Source organism: Spirillospora sp. NPDC052269 (genome assembly GCF_040679435.1).
Taxonomy (GTDB): Bacteria; Actinomycetota; Actinomycetes; order Streptosporangiales; family Streptosporangiaceae; genus Spirillospora.
Map to the genome: position 1 here is coordinate 1 of NZ_JBFAUU010000035.1, position 21,964 is coordinate 21,964.

A 21,964-nucleotide genomic window follows, 5' to 3' on the forward strand; every position below is an offset into this window, starting at 1 on the left:
CCGCATCCGCAGCCAACGCCAGCAACGCTGGGGACGCCCACACCCCAAAGCCGCATGAACAAACCAGGCAAACGTATGTGGTCAGCGCACTAGCGTTGTCACGCATGGCCCATGGCAGCACCGACATCACACCTGAGCTCGTCCGCGAACTGCTCCGCGAACAGTTCCCGCACCTGGCCGACCGTCCCGTGCGCCTGGGCGCGCGGGGCTGGGACAACCAGATGTGGCGCGTCGGCGACGACCTCGCCGTCCGACTGCCCTGGGCCACCGACTCCGCCGACGCGCACCTTCGCAAGGAGCACGCCTGGCTGCCTCGTCTCGCCCCGCGTTTCCCGCTGCCGATCCCGGTCCCGCAACACCTCGGCGAGCCCACCGACCGGTTCCCGCGCCCCTGGATCATCACCACCTGGGTTCCAGGCCGTCCCGCCGACCAAGCCCCGATCACCCATGCCGCGCAGGCGGCCGACGCCCTGGCCGCCTTCCTGACGGCCCTTCACCAGCCCGCCCCGGACGACGCACCCCGGACCCGCAACGACCGCGGCACGCCCTTGACCGTCCACGCGTCCGCCTTCGCCGAAGGACTCAAAGCCGTCACCGAACTCGGGCTCCTCCCGAACCCGGAAGCCGTCCGCGCGGTCTGGGACGACGCCGTCACCGCACCCCGCTGGACGGGCCCGCCCCTCTGGCTCCACGCCGACCTGCACCCCGCCAACGTCCTCACCACCGACGGAGCCCTCAGCGGCGTCATCGACTTCGGCGACCTCTGCACAGGAGACCCCGCCTGCGACCTCGCCGCCGCCTGGAACCTGCTCCCCGACGGCGCCGCCACCCGCCTCCTCACCACCTACGAGCCCGCCCCGGACGAAGCGACCGTCCGCCGCGCCCGCGGCTGGGCCGTGCTCCGCGCCCTCGGCGGCCTCCTCATCGGAGAAGCAGGCCTCCGCGGCCGCCCCGGCGGAAAACCCACCTGGGCCCCACCGGCCCAAGCCGCCCTCCGCCGCCTCGCCACCTGAGCCCCGACGCCCCTACCGGACGGGATCTGCATCAGCCCCGGCCACATCACCGATGCGACCATGACCCGACGGACATCGCGGTGCAGTGGGTCCGCGTCCTCTGGACCAAGCGGTCACGCGGGGGCCAGGCGCCACTCGACGCCGCACGCTCCCCGAGGCCTTCCCGCTTCCCGAGCAGGCGCCGCCGTTCGTCCACGAAGGGCACATGCTCGAACGGAACGGCCTCACCCCCACCATGACCGTGACCAGGGGGGCTCCCTTCCGCAACCGAAGTCGAACTCACTTCCCACGCCCAGTCATCGCTGCGTGCACGGCCGCTCACGACGAGGGTGTTCAGTCGATGGAGATGCTCCTGCCACGTGGGTGGGTGGTTTCGCCGGGGCGGATCAGTCCGGCTGCCCGTCCCTTGCAGCCGTAGTCCGACCACACTTTGACGTCTGTGTCGGTCTTGTTGACCACCGTGGAGGCGACGTAGTCCCCGAGCGGGAAGCAGCCGTGCGGGTTCCGGTGAGCGGAACCGTCGATGATCAGGACTCCGTCGGCGGCGTGGGCGGCTGCCGCAGCCCCGAACGTGACTGTGGCAGCCATTGTCAGGGCTCCCACTGCCTTCGTCGTGCGTCGCATTGCCTACCTCACTCTGTGTCGTGGTCAGTGCCGAGCAAGCCCGCCATCGGTGCCATGAATATTCGAAGGTCGTCTTGTGGATGGACGTGTGTGCTGCATAGATCGGTCACGTTCGTCCCACGGGCGGTTTCGGCGCGGCGAACGTCGGCCTCCTGCCGCGCCGTCGCTCAGTGTTGCCACCGAGCACTACGCGTCGTGCGATGGGCGATTTCCTGCGGAGTGTCTGCCGGGATGACCGCCGATCACGGTCCGTCAGTGCGTCTGAAGGCCGCTATCGGAATGATGGAGCGGGCCCGAGTGGATGCTGCCGCGTCCCAGGGCGCCGCTGTGGACGACTGCGGTGAGGGTCGGATGACGCCCTGAGGAAGCCTGGCGTCATCAAAGCGCCACGTCACGCCGAAGAGTGCCGTGTGACCGCAGGTCATCGACCTCCGACAGGAAGCACCCTTCCGCGTCAGCGACGCGGCGCGGTGACTCCTCGCTCACAGAAGCAGGTTCCGACGTTCGTCCAGTTCAGGGCGTTCCCCCCACCGAAGCAGGCGAACCCTGGCCTTCATGACGGCAGCTCCAACCGCCGGGTCGCGCGGGGGTGTTCTCTGGCGGGGGAGGAGTCCCACTCCTCGTCTTGCCCGCCCTGCGGCCGAAGGCCGGGCTTGGTCCTCCTCACGCGATTGGCTCTGCGCCAGTTCCTCGCCGCTGTCGTCCCTGCCCGCCGCCTCCAGCTCCCGTGAACCGAGTCGCATCCGACCGACTACGCCCTCGCCGTTGATCGATGAGGTGCTTCGAGGCGAGCCGCGCCCAACCGCGGCTCCTAGGGATGTTGTCCTGGCTTGGTGAGGTAGGGCGGTCCGGGGTTCCTCAGTCCCTCTGGTTTCGGCGCTGGGCGATTTCGCGCAAGGTGGTTCTCAGATCATCGGGGGCGGCCTCGAAGTACTGGGCGTCGACGTCCTGGGCGGCTTGGACGGCCTGTGCTGTCAGGGAGCGGCCCTCGGGGGTGAGGGCCAGTCGCAGCGTGCGGGCGTCGGATGCGTCGGGATGACGGGTCACCAGTCCCCGTTCCACGAGGGTTCGGACGACCCGGGAGGTCATCATCCGGTCGGCTCCGGCCTGCTCGGCGACTTGCTGCTGAGTCGGCGGGCCGCCCGTGTGCTCCAGCCAGCCCGTCGAGGCCAGCATCATGAACTGGGTGTGGGTCAGGCCCAGTGGCCGCAGTCTGGAGTCGAGTTCGGTGCGCCAGGTGAGTGCCGCGTGGTGCAGCCAGAACCCCGGCGAGAGCATGGGGCCGGACTCTTCGGGGTTCACGCGTTGTTCCTGCGGGCCGCCTCGGCCTCCAGCGCCGTCCAGGTCTTGAAGAAGTCGCGCCGCATGCGGCGGCCGAAGTGGAATCTGAACAGTGGCGTCAGCGGCCCGGTGACCCGGACCGTCTTGGTGCAGCGGACGCCCTCGGCGGTCTCCTCGAAGGTGTTGACGCCGGTGATCTTCCCGCCGGGCAGGTCGCACTCGGAGGCCCACAGGCCGAGCGGGACGACGTCGGTGATGGTCCAGGTCGTGGCCGGGCCGCCGCGGGGCTTGGACCAGCCGGTGCCTCCCTCGGTGAACGGGCCGTTGAGCCTGGCCGCCTCCTCGTGCGGGTCCCAGTCCGGCCAGGTGTCCACGTCGATGGCGGTCGCCCAGACCGTGGCCAGGTTTCCGTCGATGACCGTCTCTTCGGTGAACTCGTACATGACCACTCCTTTGATGTCGCGACAACAGTATTGGTTGTCGCGACATCAATCAAGAGGTGGCGCGTACGGACTTTCGGCAACACCGCCACCCGCTCCACATCAGCCCCAGGACAAGCAGGCCCTGACCTGGAGCGATACCGGCCGACTGACTCACGTCCGCTGCCTCGGGGTCGGACGGCGTTTCGTACAGGACGAGGAAGCGAGCGGCCATCAGGCTGCCCTCCCGCAGCGCGTGAGGACGGCGGCGCCGACCCGCTCGGCGGACAGGCTTTCCAGGTGAATGGGCGGTTGGCCGTCGGGGAAGAGCCGCTCGCCGGCGCCGAGGACGTAGGGAAAGGTCGGTCGCCGGTGCTCATCGATATGGTCCTCGGCCATCAGTGCCCGTGCGAGTCCGGACTTGTCCCCGGCAACCGTTTCCGGGCAGTGCCGGAAGGCCCAGCCAACGATCGGCGCGCAGCATCCCGGCTGAGCTTCGCCTCTTGTCACCCGAGGCGCGGTTCGTCCACGATCCGGTCGATGGTGCACGGCACGCTTGGCCCGTCGGAGCAGGCGTCATCGGCGATCGCTTGGCTCAGCGGAGCCCGTGCCGGTCCGCCCATTCGCTGACGGCTCCGGCGATCGTGAGGGGACGGTCCTCCGGGGTGTGGTGGCCGGCGACCTCATCGTGGCGGACGATCTCGAGGCCGGCGATGTTCTCCGCGCACCAGTCGACGATCTGCGGGCCCATCATCGCTCCGGGGCCGGACTTGAAGACCATGAGGAGCTTGGGCACGTCGGCGCTGATCGCCAGCCACTCGTCGTACGCCTGAATCCTCTCCACGACATCGGCGGGGTCGCCTCCGAGCGGCATCGACCGCGGCCACTGCAGCAGCGGGCGGCGGCTTTCCCTGGTCGGGTACGGGCGGCGGTAGACGTCCAGGTCGGCCGGGTCGAGAGGGGAGGCGACGGTGCCGGGCAGCGCCTGCTCGATGAAGGCGTTGTCGTCCAGGATCATGGCCTCGCCCACCTGCGGTGTCTTGATCGCCTCGAACAGCGCCCGGCCGCCCTCGGGGAACTCCTCCCAGCTCATCGGTTTGACGATGGTCTCGGTGAACGCGATTCCGCGCACGCGGCCGGGATGGCGGGCGGCCCAGTCGAAGGCGAGGGCGCCGCCCCAGTCGTGCCCGACCAGCACCACGTCCTCGAGGCCGAGCGCGTCGAACCAGGCGTCCAGGTAGCGGGCCTGGTCGGCGAACGTGTAGGCGATATCGGGTTTGCCCGACTCACCCATGCCGATCAGGTCCGGGGCCAGGATGCGCCCCCGTCCTCCCATGGCGGGAAGGACGTCGCGCCACAGGTGGGAGGACGTGGGGTTGCCGTGCAAGAAGACCAATGGCGCGCCGGTGCCGCGCTCCCTGTAGAACATGGTCGAGTCGAGTACGGGCTGAACGGGCATGGCAGTTTTCCTGTCGAGTGTTGGGTTCGTCGGTTGGGTCGTCGCCGCCCGGCCATGTCGGCCTCGTGGTGAAGCGAAAGGGGCGGCGGTGTTTGTGCTGGTGCCACCAGGCGTCGACGTCCACCGCCAAGCGGAGGCGTGATGTCCGGCGTCCTGCTGGGCCCCAGGAGGCCATGTGGCAGGAGGGGCTCCGCGAAGGGCGTCGTCCCCGGAGCCTGGCCCGGAGGTCAGCGGAAGGCGGGGGCGGTGCGGGCGGCCCAGTCGGCGAAGCCCCGCGGCGCCCGGTGGAGGACGCGTTCGATGGCCGGGCTCACCTGCTGTTCGGCGGGCAGCGGCCGGCCGAGAATGGCGTGGGTGCCGTCCACGACCGGTTCGGGCATGAACGTCAGCATCTGCGCGCGGGCCTCGGCGTGAGTCTGCTCGATGAACCTCACCGAGGTCCCCAGCACCTCGCCGATCGCCTCGGCCCGTTCCCGCGGGGTGATCGGAACAGGTCCGGTGAGGTCGTAGGTGTTGCCCGAGTGGCCGCTCTCGCGGAGAACCACGGCCGCGACCTCAGCGACGTCCGCCGGATCCACGGTGGGCAATCCGACACTGCCGAACGGCGCGGTGGCCGTGCGCTGCGCGCGGATCGTCTCGGCCCATGCGAGGGCGTTGGAGTTCAGGCCTCCGGACCGCAGGATCGTCCATTCGAGGCCCGAGCGGCGCACGGCGTCTTCGAACGCCGCAGGATGGCGGTACACCTCCGGTCGCGTCCCGGCGCCCTGGGAGGAGAGCAGGACGACGCGTCGCACTCCGCCCGCCTTGGCGAGGTCGAGAATGCCTTGCGGGTCATCACCGGCGACGAGCAGGAACAGTGCCTCGGCCCCCTGAAGGGCGGTGCGCAGGCTTTCCGGCTCGGTCAGGTCGGCCTGCAAGTGCCGCACACTGTCGGGCAACGGTGCCGGACGCCGCGAGACCGCGGTCACCTGCTCACCGGCCTCGACGAGGATCCGCACCAAATCCCGGCCGACGTTCCCTGTCGCCCCTGTCACAACGATCACGCGAGCCCCATTAATTAGTTAGTTGACTGACTGACTTGAACCCTAGCCCGGCCTCGGCCACATGTCCATGGTTAGTCAGCTCACTCAGTTGCTCAAGGGATGTTCCGCTGGGCCAGGGTGGTCAGTCGCGGGTGTCGGTGGGAGTGGCGGCTCGGGGTTCCTGCGGGCGGGTGGCGATGATGGCGCCGTTCATCACAGTGGCGGTGATGTCGGTGCGGTGAGCGTCGTGGAAGCCCGCCTCGGTCAGCCAGGTCAGGTAGTGGTCGGTGGTGTAGTTGCGGCCGGCGCGGGTGCGGATGAGCATGTTCATGCTCGCCAGTGCCGCCATGGCCGGTCCGGTGAGGTCGTCGTCGAGCAGCAGCTCGCAGATGACCAGCAGCCCACCTGGTTTCAGCGCCTGGAAGCACTTGTCCAACAGCACCCGGTTGTCGAACGCGCGATCAACCGCCTCGAACAGTTCCGCGCAGTCGCCACCCGCTTCGACAAACGCGCCTACATCTTCACCGGCACCATCACCATCGCCGTCCACCCCGACGCCGACACGGCCGAACGACCTGACTTCTGTGAGGATCACCGAGTGGCGGGGACGAAGAACAGAGCGCGCAAACCACGTGACTACATCGTCGCTGGTGCTTGGCCGTACGCGACGATCGACCACCACGCTGCTCGTGTCGCGCAGACCTTCGCGCGCCGGCTAGAGGAGCTCGTGAAGCTGCGGCAACTGTCGGCCAAGCGGTTGGCGGCCGCCAGCACTGCAGATCGGCAGACGGTCGCCAACGTCCTAGCTGGCAAGGTTTGGGCGGACATACTCACCATGGCGAATGTCGAAGCCGCGGTCGGCGTTCCGTTGTATCCAGGTCTCAACGAGGTAGACCCGCCCGGCTCAGCCCCACCACGCACCTCAATGCCGACGCCCGCCGCTTCCATGCGGCCTGGGGGCGAGGATCCGGACGCTGGCCTGCTGGGCGAGCTCGAGGAGTTGTTTCTCGGGCATGGTTTTGCTGCCGCTCCTTGGAGGGTTTGGCTGGGCACTGAGCGATCCGGGGCCGAGCCGGGTGATCGCGTCGAGCCAGCCGGTGGCATCGCTCAGCGCCTGCAGGTGCTGGAACACCTCCCGTTCGTTCATCCCCGCGGGCATCTGACGTCGCTCCACGTGCTGTCCGAGGATGCGGGGTGGGCCGTGCGGGAGATGGTTCTGGCTCTGTGCGAGGCGGAGGATGCCGGGGAGCTCGGCTGGGACGGGGCAACGCAGCGGGTATCGCTGACCGACTAGCTCAGAGAGTGGCCGTGCAGGCCCTCCTCACCCAACAATCCAGCCCCTGGTCGGGGGCGTGGGGTCACGGCAGAATTCGGGGCATGTAGTACCGCCGCACGTGCTTCGGAGGAACAACGACTATGAGCACACCTGCTGGGATCGATACGACCGTGCCGCACTCGGCACGAATTTGGAACTACCTGCTCGAGGGCAAGGACAACTACCCGGTCGACCGGGAAGCCGGCGACAGAATCTGCGCGATCTTCCCCGGCATGCGCGACATCACCCGCCACTCCAGACACATGCTCAAGCGCGTGGTGCGGTATCTGGCCGGCGAGGCCGGGATCCGGCAGTTCCTGGACGTCGGCACCGGGCTGCCGACCGTCGACAACACCCACGAGGTGGCTCAGCGGATCGCGCCCGAATCGCGGATCGTGTACGTCGACAACGATCCGCTGGTTCTGGTGCACGCGCAGGCCCTGCTCACCAGTACGGCCGAAGGGGCCACCGCCTATATCGAGGCGGACGTGCGCGCCCCTGAGACGATCCTCGCCCAGGCCGCAGGGACGTTGGATTTCTCCCAGCCGGTTGCGCTCATGCTGATGGGCATCCTCGGGTTGGTCCAAGACGGTGAGGAGTGCCGGTCGATCGTGCGGCGGCTTGTGGCGCAGTTGCCGTCGGGTAGTTACCTGGCGGTCTACGACGGTGCTGACACCGACCCGGCCTATGTGCGGGCCATCGAGCGCTACAACGCCGGTGGCCGCGGCGTCCCCTACACGCCCCGCAGCCCCCAGGAGATCGCCCGCTACTTCGAGGGCCTGAAACTACTGGAGCCTGGCGTGGTTTCGGTGTCGAGGTGGCGTCCCGACCCCAATCCCTGGGGCCCGGCCCCCAACATCTCCTGCGTGGGAGCGGTCGCACGCAAGCCGTGACAATGTGACACACCGCGAACTGCGCCTCCCGGCGGATCGGCTTGCCGGATCGTCACCGAGTGGTCGGCACCGCCCGGCGGTACGGGCGGTGAAGTCCCGCTCATGTCCGCGCGCCGATGGGGATGCCGCGTCACCGACGGCTCCCATACCACCCCAGGGTGGCTCCTCGTTGCCCCCACCCTCACCGACATGCGCCACGTTGCCGGTCCTGCGGCGCCGGGCCGAGACCGCCGGTGGTCCTGACCACTGACACCTGGGCGCCTCTGGCGGCGCGATGCAGTTGAACGAGCATGTCGCGGGTCTCCTCGGCGGCGACGCGGCAGAAGCCGGGCGTCCAGGCCGCCATCCACAGGAGCAGGCCGGCGAACGACGCGCTGCGGGGGATGGTGATCCCGGTCCACGCCGAGACCGGATCATATGCCGACGCTTCGTCGTCGCCGTCCGGAAATGGGTCCGTCACCGAAGCCGGCGTTGCGCTGCAATTGGTGGGCGGGCATCCGGCGCTTGGCGCGGCCGACGCCGACGTGTCTATGGGCTTGTGGGGAGCCAGAAGTACAGGCGGTGGTCTCGCTGGTCCCAGAGCTTCCCGCCGTTCCGTTCGATGACCCGCCGCGACGCCGTGTTGGACTCGCCGCAGATCATCAGGGCTCTGCCCACGCCCAGATCGGACGCCACCGGAAGCGACTCCCGCAGCATCTGCGTGGCGTGGCCATGCCCGCGGGCCGAGGGCCGAACGTCGTAGCCGATGTGCCCTCCGGACTCCTCCAGCGTAGGGGTGAGGCGGTGCCGGATGGAGAGCCGCCCCAGGTACTCGCCTTCGCGCACGAACCACAGCAAGGTCATCGGAACGTCCCAGGGCGCTTCGGGTGGCTCCACGTAGCCGTCTCGCCGAAGTGTGGCGACGTGCTGCGCGAACGCGGCCGGGGCCGCCACGTCCAGGTTTTCGAGATCGGGATACTTGCCTTCGGCGCGGTACTCCTCCAGCGCGGCCAGGTACGAGGCGTGGACCTCCTCGGTCGGCGGAGCCAGCCGCGCGGTCGTCTCCGAGCATGGCCGGGCTGCTTGTGCGGCGCTCTCGCCGGTATCGCGTGAACCGTTGATGTTCATGTTCCCCCCTTGTGCCAGGAACTGGCTGGGTTCCCCGGTCACGCGATGCCCCCTCTGGCCAGAAGCTACGCACGGGCGGTCCGGCTTCGCGAGCTGCCTGGACGACATCGGCGGCACCCGTTGGCGCAACCCCGCGCGGGGTCGACCCCTGAGCGATGACTCGGATCGATGGCGTTAGGTGGACGCGGTGGGCGGCTCGGCCGGTCGAAGGCGTCGTGGAAGGGCGAAAGGTCAGCTCCAGGCCCGGATGGTCGCCGCAAACTTCGGGTGACCTCGGCGCGTGACTTGACGGGTGTTGTTGACAACCTTGCCGCCGCGGCCAAGGTGGGGCGGGGTGATCTTTTACGCGGCGGTGGCGAGCAAGTGTCTTGGAACGTTCCCACAGTTGACGAGGCCACCTGACTTCAGGATGCCTTGACAGCGTCTTTGCACGTCAGAAGGGTCGATGACAGGTTTTGAGCAACTTCTGCCCAGATGGTGACTGACATCACGCACGAGTGTTACGTTCACCTGCGTGACATCGAGCAAGCGCCGTGCGCAGATCGTTTCGTCGGTCCGCACGAAGGGGGCGGCCTCGGTCAGGGAACTGGCCGAGAGCCTCAAGGTGAGCGAGTCGACGATCCGTCGTGATCTCGACGTGCTGGACCGCAACGGCGAGCTCGTGCGGACCTATGGCGGGGCTGCGCCCTCGCCGCAGCAGGCGGCTCCGGAGGAGATCTCCTTCGCCGCCTCGGCCGAGCGTGACAGCGAGGGCAAGGAGGCGGTGGCCCGCCGGGCCGCGGAGCTCGTCGAGGACGACATGGTCGTCGTGCTCGACATAGGCACCAGCACCCGGCTCATCGCCCGTCACCTGCGCGGCCGTCCGGTCACCGTCATCACCGCCAACCTGGCGGTGTTCGACGAGCTGCGCGACGACCCCGCCGTCCGGCTGGTGCTGGTGGGCGGCGTGGTGCGGCGCAACTATCTCTCGCTCGTCGGGTCGCTCGCCGAGTCGGCGCTCCGCCAGGTCAGCGCCGATCTGGTGTTCCTCAGCTGCACCGGGGTGCGCGCCAACGGCCATGTCGTGGACGACATGGAGGTGGAGACCCAGATCAAGCGGGCGATGATCGAGGCCGCCGACCGGGTCGTCCTGGTGGCGTCCGAGACCAAGTTCCCCGGCACCGGGTCGCTGCGTGTCTGCTCCCTCGAGCAGCTCGACACGCTGATCACGACCGCCGGTGCCGATCCTCAGACTCTCGAGCTCTGCCGCCAGGCGGGTGGAAAGGTGATCATCGCATGAAGCTGGCCATTCTCGGCGGCGGTGGGTTCCGGGTGCCCTACGTGTACCAGGCCCTGTTGCGCGACCAAGGCTCGCCGCGCATCGAAGAGGTATGGCTGCAGGACTCCGACGCCGGGCGCCTGGAGGCGATGGCGGCCGTGCTCGCGACGTTCGCCGAAGGCGTGCCGGACGCGCCCCGGGTGTTCACCAGCACCGGGCTCGACAAGGCCCTGGAGGGCGCGGACTTCGTCTTCGCCGCCATCCGGGTCGGCGGGCTCGCGGGGCGGGTCTGCGACGAGCGGGTCGCGCTCGACCTGAACGTCCTCGGCCAGGAGACCACCGGCCCCGGCGGCCTGGCCTACGGGCTGCGCACGATCCCGGTGATGCTCGACATCGCGCGGCGGGTGAAGGCGCTGGCGCCGGACGCCTACGTCATCAACTTCACCAACCCGGCCGGGATGATCACCGAGGCGATGCGGGACGTGCTCGGCGACCGCGTGATGGGGATCTGCGACACCCCGTCCGGTCTCGGCACGCGCGTGGCCGCGGCGCTCGGCCTGGACCCCGCCCGGCTCCAGCTGGACTACGTGGGGCTGAACCACCTGGGCTGGATGCGCCGGATCCTGCACGACGGCGTCGACATCATGCCCGCCCTGCTCGCCAACGACGAGGTGCTCGGGTCGCTGGAGGAGGGCGTGGTCTTCGGGAACGAGTGGCTGCGCGACCTCGGCGTCATCCCGAACGAGTACCTGTACTACTACTACTTCAACCGGGAGGCGGTGCGGGCCACCCTGGACGCGCCGCAGACCCGCGGCGAGTACCTGGCCAAGCAGCAGTCGGCGTTCTACGAGCGGATCGCGGGCGCGTCCGGCGGCGCCGCCCTGGAGATGTGGCGCGAGACCGTGGCCTCGCGCAGCGCCAGCTACATGGCCGAGGTGAAGGGCGCGAGCGCCGGCGAGGAGCTGGAGGACCACTCCGGCGTCGACCCGGTCGACCAGGGCTACGCCGGGGTCGCGCTGAGCGTGATGAACGCGATCAGCCGCAACGAGCGCGCCCAGATGATCCTCAATGTGGGCAACGGCTCGACCGTCGCGGCGCTGCCCGGCGACGCGGTCGTCGAGGTGCCCGTCATGGTCGACGCCAACGGCGTGCACCCGCTGACGCTCACCCAGCCCGACCTTCACCAGACCGGGCTCATGCAGCAGGTCAAGGCCGTCGAGCGGCTGGTCATCAGCGCCGCCCGCAACGGCTCGCGCGCCGACGCCGCCAAGGCGTTCGCGCTGCACCCGCTGGTCGACTCGGCCTCGGTGGGACGCCAGTTGCTGGACGGCTACATCGACCGGATTCCCGAGGTGGCCGCGGTCTTCGCGGGGGAGCGCACCACATGACCCGGCGATGTCGGTCCCGGATGCTCGGCGTGCTGGCCGCCGGGCTCGTGATGACGCTCTTCGCCGGCGTCGTCCCGGCCCAGGCCTCGCCCCAGCACGATTCCCGGCGCGATTCCCAGCGCCAGGACCGGGCGCGGGCGAGCGCGGCCGTGGACGCGATGATGCGCTTCTACGACCGCGAGTCGGGCCGCTGGGACCCCGAGGCCCCGTGGTGGACGTCGGGCAACGCCCTTCAGGCCCTGCTCGACTACATGGACCGGACCGGCGACCGCCGTCTCATGGGCGCGGTGGAGAACACCGTCGCCCAGCAGCGCAAGCCCCTGCCCTGGTGGCCGGAGGGCGGCGGCGAGTTCCGCGCCGACTCCACCGACGACACCGGCTGGTGGGCCCTGGCCATGGTCCGGATGTACGACCTCACCCGCGACCGCCGGTACCTCGGCATCGCCAAGCTCGACGAGGCCTACATCCGCTCGTACTGGGACGACACCTGCGGCGGCGGCGTCTGGTGGGACATCCCCGGCAAGAGCTACAAGAACGCGATCAGCCTGGAGCTCTACTTCTCGCTGCTCGCCTCGCTCCACAACCGCGTCCCCGGTGACCGCGTCTACCTGGCGCGGGCCCGCGAGGCGTGGACGTGGTTCCAGCGCAGCGGCATGGTCAACGACGAGAACCTGGTCAACGACGGACTCGCCACGCAGTCCGGCGGGTGCGCCAACAACGGCGGGACGACCTGGACCTACAACCAGGGCGTCGTCCTCGGCGGGCTCAGCGAGCTCTACAAGGCGACCCACGACCGCTCCCTGCTGGTCGCGGCGCGCCGCATCGCCGACGCCGTCGTGAAGAGCCCGCGGCTGTCGCCGAACGGGATCCTCACCGAGCCCTGCGAGGCGGCCGGCTCCTGCAACGCCGACCAGGCGTCGTTCAAGGGGATCTTCGCCCGCAACCTCGCCGAGCTCGACCGGGTCCTGCCCGACCATCCCTACCGCGACTACCTGCGCGAGCAGGCGGCCTCCCTGTACACGCGCGGGGGGGACGGGCGCGACCAGTACGGACTGAGCTGGTCCGGGCCGTTCGACCGCGCGGACATCTCCCGGCAGGAGTCGGCCGTGTCGCTGCTGGTCTCGGTCCTCTGACGGAACGGGACCCCGGCCACCCGGGATCTCACTCGATCCGAAATTTGTCATGACATTCGGTCAACCAAACTCGACCCGCAGGAGAGGAGGCATCATGACAGCAGACACCCTGAACGGGACCACGCGGGCGGAGCCCGCCCAGGAGACCGCCGGGCAAGCGGCCACCGGCCGCCCGCCCGAGCCGTCGCTCACGGACCCGTGCGCCGAGCGCGACTTCGGCCACGCGCTGCTCCGCCGCACGGGCGGCCAGCGTGACGCCGGGGAGGCACCCGGCCTGGACGTCTTCCTGAGCGGCCAGGTCTTCATGGACATGATCTTCACCGGGCTGCCCGGACTGCCGCCCCCCGGCACCGAGCTGTTCACCGAGGGGCTCGGCTCGGCGCCCGGCGGCATCGCCAACATCGCGGTGGCGATGAGCAGGCTCGGCCTCCGCGTCGGACTGGCCGCGCCGTTCGGCGACGACATGTTCGGCGCCTACCTGTGGCGCACGCTCTCCGAGCAGGAGGGCGTCGATCTCGCCTGGTCGCGGCAGGTGGCCGAGTGGCCGACGCCCGTCACGGTCTCGCTGGCCTACGACTCCGACCGGAGCATGGTCACCTACGAGAAGCCCGTCCCCGAGGACGCCGCGGGCGCCGCGGACGCCGCGCTGCCGAAGTCGCGCGCCTGCGTCATCGACATCGACGGCCCCGTTCCCGCCTGGGCGAAGGAGATGCGGCGCGGGGGAGCGCTGGTCTTCGCCGACCTGGGCTGGGACGCGACCGGGACCTGGTCGAGCGACGTGCTCGACCGGCTGGCGGACGTGGACGTGTTCACGCCGAACGCCGTCGAGGCGATGGCCTACACGCGCACCGACTCGCCCGAGGAGGCCGCCCGCGCGCTGTCGGCGCGGGTGCCGGTGGTCGTGGTGAAGCGCGGCGGGGACGGCGCGATCGCGATCGACTCCCGGACGGGCGAGGTCGCCGAGGTCACGGCGCTGCCCGTCGAGGCGCTCGACGCGACCGGCGCGGGCGACGTCTTCGCGGCCGGGTTCATGTTCGGGACGCTGGCGGGCCTCCCGCTGCCCGAGCGGCTGAAGTTCGCCAATCTCTGCGCGGGCCTGTCGGTCCGGCATCGCAGCGGGTCGCTGGGAGCGCCCTGCTGGGGTGAGATCGCCGCCTTCGGCGAATCGGGGGAGATCCCCGAGACCGCGCTCGAACCGTACGCCTTCGTCGTGGACTTCCTCCCCGAGATGGCGACCGAGACCGTCGTCCGGGCCGAGCCCACGCTCCGCGCCGAGCCCGTACGGCCGTCCTGACCCGACACCGCACAGCCTCACGCGGCGCCGCACAACACAGCACCACACAGCACGACGGAAACACCACAGCACCACAGCACCACGGAAATCGCACGGCACCACGGAAACAGAACGACCAGCACAGGAAGGAGCCGCTGAAATGCCGACACGATTGACGCGGGGGGCGGTCGCGACGGCCGCGGCCCTCGCGATGACGCTCGCCGCCGCGTGCGCGCCGGGCTCGTCCAACGACAAGCCCGCGAACAAGGCGCCGAACGCCATCAGCACCGACGTGGCCAAGGCCGGCGACGTCACCCTCACCGTCTGGGACCAGGAGGTCCAGGGCGGGCTGAAGCAGCAGGTCGACACGCTCAACAAGCAGTTCATGGCCAAGTACCCGAACGTGAAGATCAACCGGGTGTCGCGGTCGTTCAGCGACCTGCAGAAGACCCTGCGGCTGGCGCTGTCGGGCAGCAACCCGCCCGACGTCGTCGAGGCCAACCAGGGCTACGCCAACATGGCCCAGTACGTGAAGGCGGGGATGCTGCTCCCGCTGGACTCCTACGACCAGGTCTACGGGTGGAAGAAGCGCTACCCGAAGGGCCTGCTGGACCTGAACAGCGTCACCCAGGACGGCAAGCTCATCGGTTCGGGCGACCTCTACGGCGTCTCGCTGAACGGCGAGATCGTCGGCCTGTACTACAACAAGGAGAAGCTCGCCAAGCTCGGCATCCAGCCGCCCAAGACCTGGGCGGAGTTCGACCAGGCCCTCGCCACCGCCAAGAGCAAGGGCGAGGTCCCGATCGCGTTCAACAACCTGGAGAAGCTGCCCGCGATGCAGCTGTACGGGATCATCCAGGACGGCCTGGCCGACAAGGACGCGGTCCGCAAGCTGGTCTTCGGCAACGGCGGTTCCTGGACCGACGGGCCGAACGTCCAGGCCGCGCAGAAGCTCTCCGACTGGGCCAAGCAGGGCTACCTCGCCAAGGACGCCAACTCGCGCAAGTGGGACGACACCCCCGTCGACTTCGCCAAGGGCCAGGGCGTGTTCATGTTCGGCGGCACCTGGTGGGCGCCCGACCTGGCGGACCGGATGAAGGACAAGGTCGGCTTCGTGCTGCCGCCGGCCGCCCAGGCCGGTCAGCCCGTCACGACCATGGGCGGCGAGAGCCTGCCGTGGTCGATCACCGCCAAGTCCAAGCACTCCGACGTGGCGGCGGCCTACATCAACTTCATCACCTCGCCCGAGGCCATGGACGTCTCCGTCGAGACCGGGAACCTGCCCGTGCTCGCCGCGCCGACCAAGCAGCCCTCGCTGCCGCTGATGAAGGAGGTGTCGACGGCCTGGGCCGAGCTGAGCAAGAACGACGGCACGACGCCCTACAACGACTACACCACCCCCACCTTCGTCGACGAGTTCGGTGGACCGCTGCAGGAGCTGGTCGCCGGCAAGAAGTCCGCCCAGGACGCCATGAAGGCGGCGCAGGACGACGCGCTGGCCTTCCAGAAGAAGAAGTAACGACCGGCTCCGCCGCCGGAGCGCCGGGAACGCCGGCAACGGCCCATCCGGCGCCCCGGCGGCGAGACCAGGATCGATCGGCAGAGCCAAGGAGTCCGCCCATGACGACCGTCGCGCGGCAGAAGACCCGCAAGACCGGGGAGAAGCCGCCCGGCACCCGCGCCGAACGCCGCGCGGGGGGCCGGGTGAGGACCCGCGCCCCAGGCGAGTCCCGCAACATCGGCTGGCTGTACGCCCTGCCCGCGCTGCTGGTGTACGGGGCGTTCCTGCTCTGGCCGCTGGTGCGCGGCGTGCAGTTCTCCCTCTACAACTGGGACGGGCTCGGCACCGCGACCTGGGCCGGGCTCTCCAACTACACCACCACCTGGACCGACCCGGCGCTGCGCGGCTCGTTCGGCCACCTGCTGGTCCTGGTCGTCTTCTACTCGATCCTGCCGTGCTGCATCGCGTTCGTGCTGGTGGCGGCGATGTCGCGGACGAAGATCCGCGGCATGACGTTCTTCCGCACGGTGCTGTTCCTGCCGCAGGTCATCGCGATGGTCGCGGTGGCCGTGGCCTGGCAGTGGGTGTACTCCGCCGACGGCCCGGTCAACACCGTGCTCGGCTGGGTGCACGACGCCGGGCTGCCCGACTGGCGGCACGGCTGGCTGGGGGACTTCACCTTCGCGCTCCCGGCCGTGGGACTGGTCGGCACCTGGGTCGAGATCGGCCTGGCGTTCGTGCTGTTCATGGCGGGCGTGCAGAGGATCCCGCGTGAGCTGTACGAGGCCGCGCGCATCGACGGGGCCGGCCCGGTCCGCGAGTTCTTCTCGGTCACGCTGCCGGGCCTGCGCCGCGAGCTCGCGGTGGCGCTGACGCTGACCACGACCATGTCCATCCGCAACTTCGACCTCATCTACATGGCCACCGGCGGAGGCCCGGGCAACGCCACCAAGGTGCCCGCCTACGAGGTCTACAACCGCACGTTCAACACCGGCGAGGTCGGACTCGGCTGCGCGATCGGCATCACCATGGCGGTGCTGCTGTTCGCCGTCACCGCCGTCATCGGCCGCCTGGTGGAAGGGAAGAGCGCATGACCTCGCGGCGCGAGCTGTTCTTCAACCACGCGATCCTGGCGCTGTTCGCGGTCATCGCGCTGTTCCCGATGTGCGGCGTGGTGGTGAAGGCCCTGCAGCTGCCGAACCTGGACTTCGGCACGTTCGCCACGGCGTGGCACGACGGGCACTTCGCCACCTACCTGCGCAACAGCGTGATCGTCACCTCGGTCACGGTGGTCCTGTCCGGGGTCTTGTCGATCATGGCCGGGTTCGCGCTGGGCACCATGCGGTTCCGCGGCGCCTCGGTGCTGTTCCTGCTGTTCCTGGCCGGGCTGACCATCCCCACCGAGACCATCGTGGTCCCGTTGTACTTCGACCTGCGGTCGATGGGCCTGGACAACAGCTACGTGGGGCTGATCCTGCCGCAGGTGGCGATGTCGGTGGCGTTCGGCACGTTCTGGATGCGCGCCTACTTCCGCAGCGTCCCGCCGTCGCTGCTCGAGGCCGCCCGGATCGACGGCGCGTCCAGCTGGACCACGCTCTGGCGGGTGCTGGTTCCGATCGGCAAGCCGGCGATCCTCACCATGGTGCTGCTGACCAGCATGTGGACCTGGAACGAGTTCCTGCTGCCACTGGTGATCGTCAACTCCGACGAGGGGCTGCGCACCGCGCCCCTCGGGCTGTCCTTCTTCCAGGGCGCCCACAAGACCGACTACCCGCTGCTGATGGCGGGAGCGCTGATCATCGCGGCGCCCGTCATCGTCATTTATGTCTTCCTGCAACGTCAGTTCATCGCAGGAATGCTCTCGGGGGCCATCAAGGAGTAGGGAACGAACAGGAGAGCTGATTTGCGAAGACTCACCCCCCTGGCCGCTCTGACCGCGGCCTTGGCCGCATCGGCGGTCACACTGGTCGGCGCTCCCGCCCACGCGGCGGCGCCGGCACGGTCCGACAAGGGACAGCTGGACGTGCTCTTCGTCGGGGCTCATCCCGACGACGAGGCCGGCACGCTGTCGACCCTGGGCCAATGGAACGAGTTCGACAAGGCACGGACCGGCGTCCTCACCGTCACCCGCGGCGAGGGCGGCGGCAACGCGGCAGGAAACGAGGAAGGCCCGCCACTCGGCCTACTCCGTGAGAACGAGGAGCGGCGCGCGGTCGGCAAGGCCGGCGTCACCGACATCCACTATCTCGACAAGGTCGACTTCTTCTACACGGTCAGCGCGCCGCTGACCGACGGCACCTGGGGGCACGACGCGACGCTGGAGAAGGTCGTGCGGCTCGTGCGTGAGACGCGGCCCAAGGTCATCGTGACCATGGAACCCGCGCCGCTGCCCGGCCAGCACGGCAACCACCAGCAGGCGGCGCGCCTGGCGACCGAGGCGTACTTCGCCGCGGGCGACCCCAAGGCCTTCCCCTCGCAGCTGAGCAAGGAGAAGCTGACGGCCTGGGCGCCGGGCCGGCTGTTCGGCACGGGCGGGGCCTCCGGCCCCACCGGCCAGGCCTGCGCCACCGGCCTGACCACCTCCAGTCCCGCGACGCTGTCCTATGGCGTGTGGGGCGGCCGTGCCTCGGCCCGCAACGGCGGCAAGCCCTGGGCTCAGGTCGAGCGCGAGGCGCAGCGGATGTACGTCAGCCAGGGCTGGGGCGGCTTCCCCGACGTGCCGGCGGACCCGACCAAGATCGGCTGTGACTACTTCACGCAGATCCACGGCCGGGTGCCGTTCACGCTGGGCAACACCGACCCGACGGCGATGCTCGAGGGCGCGGTGCAGCCGGCCAAGGGCGGGCTTCCGCTCGGCAGCCGGTTCTACCTGACCAGCGATTTCGGGGTGGGCCCCGGGCGCGCGTTCACGGTGACCGCGCACGCCTCGTCGCCGCGCGCGCTGGACGGCGCCAAGGCGGCGCTCACGGTGCCGCAGGGTTGGAACGTGACAGGTTCGGGCTCGCTCGGCACGGTCTCGGACGGCGAGCGCACCACCACCTTCACCGTGACGCCCCCCGCGGACGCCACGACCGGCCGCGTGCAGATCGCCGCGAAGCTCACCGCCGGTGCCGCCTCGGGGCAGACCGTCTCGATGGTCGAGGTCCAGCCGCCCGTCACCGGGCTGCAGGAGCCGCTGCCCCGGGTCGCCGACTTCGACGCCTGGGCCGGCAAGAACGGCGTGCCCGCGCTCACCGGCCGGATGAAGCGCGTGCTCACGCTCGCGTCCGGCAAGTCGCGCCAGGTGCGGATCGACGTGGCCAACACCACCTCGTCCGCGCAGTCGGGCACGGTGAAGCTGGGCCTGCCCAAGGGCTTCTCGGCCGACGCCGACGCCAAGCCGTTCACGCTGGCGGCCGGGGCCAAGGGCGCGGCCACCTTCACCGTCACCAACACCGACGCCTCCCTGCCGACCTCCAACCAGGGCGGCTCCGGCGGCGACTACGACCTCACCGTGACCACGACCCCCTCCTCGGGCGCCGCCGACGTGGAGAAGGGCGGGCTCGAGCTCGTCCCGACCGCGCAGCTGCCCAAGGCGACGACCGTTCCGGAGGTCGACGGCAAGGAGTCGCCCGGCGAGTACCCGGGACAGGAGATCGACCTGTCCCGCCTGTGGGAGGGCACGGCCTGCGACTCGGCCGCCGACTGCTCGGCGACCGGCAAGGTCTCCTGGACCGACGACGCGCTGTACTTCCTGGTCAAGGTCCACGACGACAAGCAGGGCACGATCCTCGGAGCCGATGACTGCAAGCGTCACTGGCGTTCGGACTCGGTCGAGATCGCGATCGACCCGCGCGGCGACTCCGAGAACACCTCCACCACGTTCAAGACGGGGATCTTCCCGCAGATGTCGGACGGCAAGCCCTGCTTCGAGCGGGACGCCGACGCCCACCAGGGCGGCGCGGAGACCGCCCCCGGCATGCAGGTCGCCTCGGTTGTGAACCAGCCCTACGACGGCTACACCATCGAGGCGAAGATCCCGTTCAAGGACCTCCCGACCGCCGTGGACCCGGCGCGGATGGGCCTGAACATCTTCGTGTACGACTCCGACACCCAGGACAAGACCGGCCAGACCCGGATCGGCTGGTCGACCTGGGGCGGCGTGCAGGGCGACCCGTACCGGTGGGCCCTCACCTCCCTGCCCGGCTACACCCCGCCCGCGGGGCTGCCGACCACGCCGCCTCCGCCGGTCATGCCGACCGACGCGGCCGCGTCGGTGAACTCGCCGGAGTCGATCCTCCAGTCGGTGCGCACCGGCCTTCCGCTGGCGGCGACCGCCGCCGCGCCCGCGTCCGACACCGCGCGGATCGTGGGAACGCCGAAGGTCTCGGGCGGCTCGGTCACCTTCGAGCTGCTGGCGACCGGGCCGGGCACGGCGCACGTCCACGTGTGGGACGGCAAGGTGCTCGGAACCACGAAGGTCGACATCGGCCGGGCGGGTGTCCGGACCGTGACGGTGCCGGGTGCGAGCGGCTCGCTGACCGTCGCGTTCGAGGCCGAGAAGGGAGGCACGGCCAGCAGTGTCGCGCAGCTGACCGGCTGACGTGACCTCTGACCGGCTGACATGACGTCGCGGGCGCCGGTCCGGGTCCTCACCTGGACCGGCGCCCGCTACGGCCGTCCGCGGGTGCTGTGGGCGTGCGGGTGCAGCGGGTGTCGCGGCGGGCTACTTGCCGACGAGCGTGTGCGAGAACGAGTAGCGGTCGGCCCGGTAGACGTGGGTGCCGTACTCCACGGCGACCCCCTTGTCGTCGAAGGCCGTCCGGGTCATGGTGAGCAGGGGAGTGCCCCGGCGTTCGTCCAGCAACCGCGCCTCGGCGGTGGTCGCGGCGCGCGCGCCGATGGTCTGGTGGGCGATCCGCAGGTTGATCCCCGCGCCGCGGAACGTCTCGTACAGGCCGTGCGCCTCCAGATGGGCCGCGGTGACGTCGATGAGCCGGAGGGGGACGAGGTTGGTCATCAGCGCGAGGGGCTCGCCGCCGGTGAGGCGCAGCCGGCGTATCCGCAGCACGTCCGCGCCCGCCGCCACGCCGAGCCGCTCGGCGGCCTCGGCTTCGGCGGGAACGGTCTCCAGCTCCAGGACCTGCGTGCGGGGCTCGCGCCCGTCGGCGGTGAGGTCGTCGTGAAGGCTGGACAGCTCGATGGGCCGCCGCACCTGGGACTGGACCACCTGCGTCCCGACGCCCCTCTTGCGGACCAGCAGTCCCTTGTCGACCAGGTGCTGGATCGCCTGCCGCACGGTCGGCCGGGACAGCCGGTAGCGCGCCGCCAGGTCGAGTTCGTTGTCGAGGCGGGCGCCGGGCGGCAGCTCGCCCGCGCGGATCGCGGCCTCGAGCTGCTGGGCGACCTGGAAATAGAGCGGGACCGGGCTGCCCCGGTCGAGCGTCACGGTGGGTCCTCGCACGTGAGGAGGATAGCGGACGACGCACACCTTGGCCTTGAAGTCCTTATGTCAGGACAAACTATTGACAGCTCTTGGAGCGTTCCATGAGACTCGATCATGTTTGACGAAGCCGCCGGCGACGGCAGGAGAAGGCGCGTGATGAGCCGAACGAGAGGCGCAGCCACATGAGGGTCGGACTGGCAGGGGCGGGGCGGATCGGAGCCGCGCACGCCGAGACGTTGAAGGGCCTGGTGGACGAGGTCGTCATCGCCGACGCGGACGCCGGGCGCGCCCGCGAGGTCGCCGCCAAGCTGGGCGCGCGGGCCGCAGGCGGGGTGGAGGAGCTGTTCTCCTCCGGCCTGGACGCGATGGTCGTCGCGACGCCGACCTCCACGCACTCCGCCCTGGTGATCAAGGCGGTCGAGGCGGGACTGCCGGTCTTCGTCGAGAAGCCGCTCTCGGCGGACCTGGATGGAACGATCCAAACGCTGACCGCGCTGCGCGGCTCCGACGTGCCGGTGCAGATCGGCTTCCAGCGGCGCTTCGACCCGGGCCACGTCGCCGCACGCGAGGCGGTGGCCTCCGGACGCCTCGGCTGGGTGCACACCGTGCGCTCGCTGACCCTCGACCGCGAACCGCCGCCGGACGACTACATCCCGAACTCCGGCGGCCTCTTCCGGGACTGCTCGGTCCACGACTTCGACGCCGTGCGGTTCGTCACCGGACGCGGGGGGGGGGGGGGGGGGGCGGCCGGGGCGGCCCCCCCCCCCCCGGGGCGCGGGGGGGGGGCGCCCCCCCGCCCCGCCCCGCCGCGGCGCCCCCACCAACGCCCCCCCGAAGCCCGGGGCTGCGCGGG

The 21,964-nt window shown here is 70.1% G+C and carries 22 protein-coding genes and 1 pseudogene; 13 read left to right on the top strand and 10 right to left on the bottom strand.

From position 1 onward, the window contains the following. The first annotated feature begins 104 nt into the window (after positions 1-104). Positions 105-1,013, top strand: coding sequence for an aminoglycoside phosphotransferase family protein (locus AB0L06_RS42395; RefSeq protein WP_500237336.1), 909 nt, complete (start codon positions 105-107; stop codon positions 1,011-1,013). A 333-nt stretch (positions 1,014-1,346) separates the two neighbouring features. Here the strand turns inward: AB0L06_RS42395 and AB0L06_RS42400 are convergent, their stop codons facing one another. From AB0L06_RS42400 to AB0L06_RS42430, 7 genes are all read right to left on the bottom strand, one after another. Beyond that, on the bottom strand, positions 1,347-1,601 hold the full coding sequence (locus AB0L06_RS42400) for a hypothetical protein (protein WP_500237337.1): 255 nt from the start codon (positions 1,599-1,601) through the stop codon (positions 1,347-1,349). An 894-nt stretch (positions 1,602-2,495) separates the two neighbouring features. After that, the gene (locus AB0L06_RS42405; RefSeq protein WP_500237339.1) at positions 2,496-2,939 is read right to left on the bottom strand and encodes a MarR family winged helix-turn-helix transcriptional regulator; all 444 of its coding nucleotides are present in this window, start codon (positions 2,937-2,939) and stop codon (positions 2,496-2,498) included. Next, the gene (locus AB0L06_RS42410; RefSeq protein ID WP_500237341.1) at positions 2,936-3,361 is read right to left on the bottom strand and encodes an SRPBCC family protein; all 426 of its coding nucleotides are present in this window, start codon (positions 3,359-3,361) and stop codon (positions 2,936-2,938) included. Before AB0L06_RS42410 ends, AB0L06_RS42405 begins: the two co-directional genes overlap by 4 nt. Positions 3,362-3,571: 210 nt before the next feature. Next, the gene (locus tag AB0L06_RS42415) at positions 3,572-3,736 is read right to left on the bottom strand and encodes a hypothetical protein (RefSeq protein WP_500237342.1); all 165 of its coding nucleotides are present in this window, start codon (positions 3,734-3,736) and stop codon (positions 3,572-3,574) included. A gap of 196 nt (positions 3,737-3,932) precedes the next feature. Further along, complete coding sequence (locus AB0L06_RS42420) at positions 3,933-4,796, bottom strand: haloalkane dehalogenase (RefSeq protein ID WP_500237343.1); 864 nt, start codon at positions 4,794-4,796, stop codon at positions 3,933-3,935. Between the two features lie 227 nt (positions 4,797-5,023). Further along, the gene (locus tag AB0L06_RS42425; protein ID WP_500237345.1) at positions 5,024-5,839 is read right to left on the bottom strand and encodes an SDR family oxidoreductase; all 816 of its coding nucleotides are present in this window, start codon (positions 5,837-5,839) and stop codon (positions 5,024-5,026) included. Between the two features lie 121 nt (positions 5,840-5,960). Beyond that, positions 5,961-6,260: a methyltransferase gene (locus AB0L06_RS42430; protein ID WP_500237346.1), complete on the bottom strand. Its 300-nt coding sequence runs from the start codon at positions 6,258-6,260 to the stop codon at positions 5,961-5,963. A gap of 6 nt (positions 6,261-6,266) precedes the next feature. Between AB0L06_RS42430 and AB0L06_RS42435 the strand changes: the two are divergent. From AB0L06_RS42435 to AB0L06_RS42445, 3 genes and pseudogenes are all read left to right on the top strand, one after another. Next, positions 6,267-6,362: pseudogene (locus AB0L06_RS42435) on the top strand (IS5/IS1182 family transposase); the annotation flags it as partial. A gap of 54 nt (positions 6,363-6,416) precedes the next feature. Continuing rightward, positions 6,417-7,112, top strand: coding sequence for a hypothetical protein (locus AB0L06_RS42440; protein ID WP_500237433.1), 696 nt, complete (start codon positions 6,417-6,419; stop codon positions 7,110-7,112). A gap of 122 nt (positions 7,113-7,234) precedes the next feature. Further along, a complete protein-coding gene (locus AB0L06_RS42445; protein WP_500237347.1) occupies positions 7,235-8,026 on the top strand; it encodes an SAM-dependent methyltransferase in 792 nt (263 codons plus the stop codon). Between the two features lie 181 nt (positions 8,027-8,207). On the opposite strand, the gene AB0L06_RS42450 is transcribed toward AB0L06_RS42445, so the two are convergent. Beyond that, positions 8,208-8,486 (bottom strand): hypothetical protein, encoded by a 279-nt coding sequence (locus tag AB0L06_RS42450; protein WP_500237348.1) that lies wholly within the window; start codon positions 8,484-8,486, stop codon positions 8,208-8,210. A gap of 68 nt (positions 8,487-8,554) precedes the next feature. Then, entirely contained in the window at positions 8,555-9,133 is a 579-nt protein-coding gene (locus AB0L06_RS42455; protein WP_500237350.1) for a GNAT family N-acetyltransferase, read from the bottom strand. Positions 9,134-9,647: 514 nt separating this feature from the next. Here AB0L06_RS42455 and AB0L06_RS42460 point away from each other — a divergent pair. The 8 genes from AB0L06_RS42460 (at position 9,648) to AB0L06_RS42495 (ending at position 20,268) form a co-directional block, all read left to right on the top strand. Continuing rightward, positions 9,648-10,412, top strand: a complete 765-nt coding sequence (locus AB0L06_RS42460) for a DeoR/GlpR family DNA-binding transcription regulator (RefSeq protein WP_500237351.1) — start codon at positions 9,648-9,650, stop codon at positions 10,410-10,412. Then, positions 10,409-11,779: a 6-phospho-beta-glucosidase gene (locus AB0L06_RS42465; protein WP_500237352.1), complete on the top strand. Its 1,371-nt coding sequence runs from the start codon at positions 10,409-10,411 to the stop codon at positions 11,777-11,779. The genes AB0L06_RS42460 and AB0L06_RS42465 overlap by 4 nt, the downstream gene beginning before the upstream one ends. Then, positions 11,776-12,912 carry a glycoside hydrolase family 76 protein gene (locus AB0L06_RS42470; RefSeq protein ID WP_500237354.1) on the top strand — a complete coding sequence of 379 codons (1,137 nt, stop codon included), beginning with the start codon at positions 11,776-11,778 and terminating at the stop codon, positions 12,910-12,912. Before AB0L06_RS42465 ends, AB0L06_RS42470 begins: the two co-directional genes overlap by 4 nt. A gap of 94 nt (positions 12,913-13,006) precedes the next feature. After that, complete coding sequence (locus tag AB0L06_RS42475; RefSeq protein ID WP_500237356.1) at positions 13,007-14,206, top strand: carbohydrate kinase family protein; 1,200 nt, start codon at positions 13,007-13,009, stop codon at positions 14,204-14,206. Between the two features lie 139 nt (positions 14,207-14,345). Next, entirely contained in the window at positions 14,346-15,704 is a 1,359-nt protein-coding gene (locus AB0L06_RS42480; protein ID WP_500237357.1) for an extracellular solute-binding protein, read from the top strand. A gap of 101 nt (positions 15,705-15,805) precedes the next feature. Continuing rightward, positions 15,806-16,780 (top strand): carbohydrate ABC transporter permease, encoded by a 975-nt coding sequence (locus AB0L06_RS42485; RefSeq protein ID WP_500237359.1) that lies wholly within the window; start codon positions 15,806-15,808, stop codon positions 16,778-16,780. Beyond that, on the top strand, positions 16,777-17,568 hold the full coding sequence (locus AB0L06_RS42490) for a carbohydrate ABC transporter permease (RefSeq protein WP_500237360.1): 792 nt from the start codon (positions 16,777-16,779) through the stop codon (positions 17,566-17,568). The genes AB0L06_RS42485 and AB0L06_RS42490 overlap by 4 nt, the downstream gene beginning before the upstream one ends. Before the next feature lie 21 nt (positions 17,569-17,589). Next, complete coding sequence (locus AB0L06_RS42495) at positions 17,590-20,268, top strand: sugar-binding protein (RefSeq protein ID WP_500237361.1); 2,679 nt, start codon at positions 17,590-17,592, stop codon at positions 20,266-20,268. A 123-nt stretch (positions 20,269-20,391) separates the two neighbouring features. On the opposite strand, the gene AB0L06_RS42500 is transcribed toward AB0L06_RS42495, so the two are convergent. After that, positions 20,392-21,129 carry a GntR family transcriptional regulator gene (locus AB0L06_RS42500; RefSeq protein ID WP_500237362.1) on the bottom strand — a complete coding sequence of 246 codons (738 nt, stop codon included), beginning with the start codon at positions 21,127-21,129 and terminating at the stop codon, positions 20,392-20,394. Positions 21,130-21,293: 164 nt separating this feature from the next. Between AB0L06_RS42500 and AB0L06_RS42505 the strand changes: the two genes are divergently transcribed. Beyond that, positions 21,294-21,964: Gfo/Idh/MocA family oxidoreductase (locus AB0L06_RS42505; RefSeq protein ID WP_500237363.1), on the top strand; the 671-nt coding region annotated here is incomplete at its 3' end.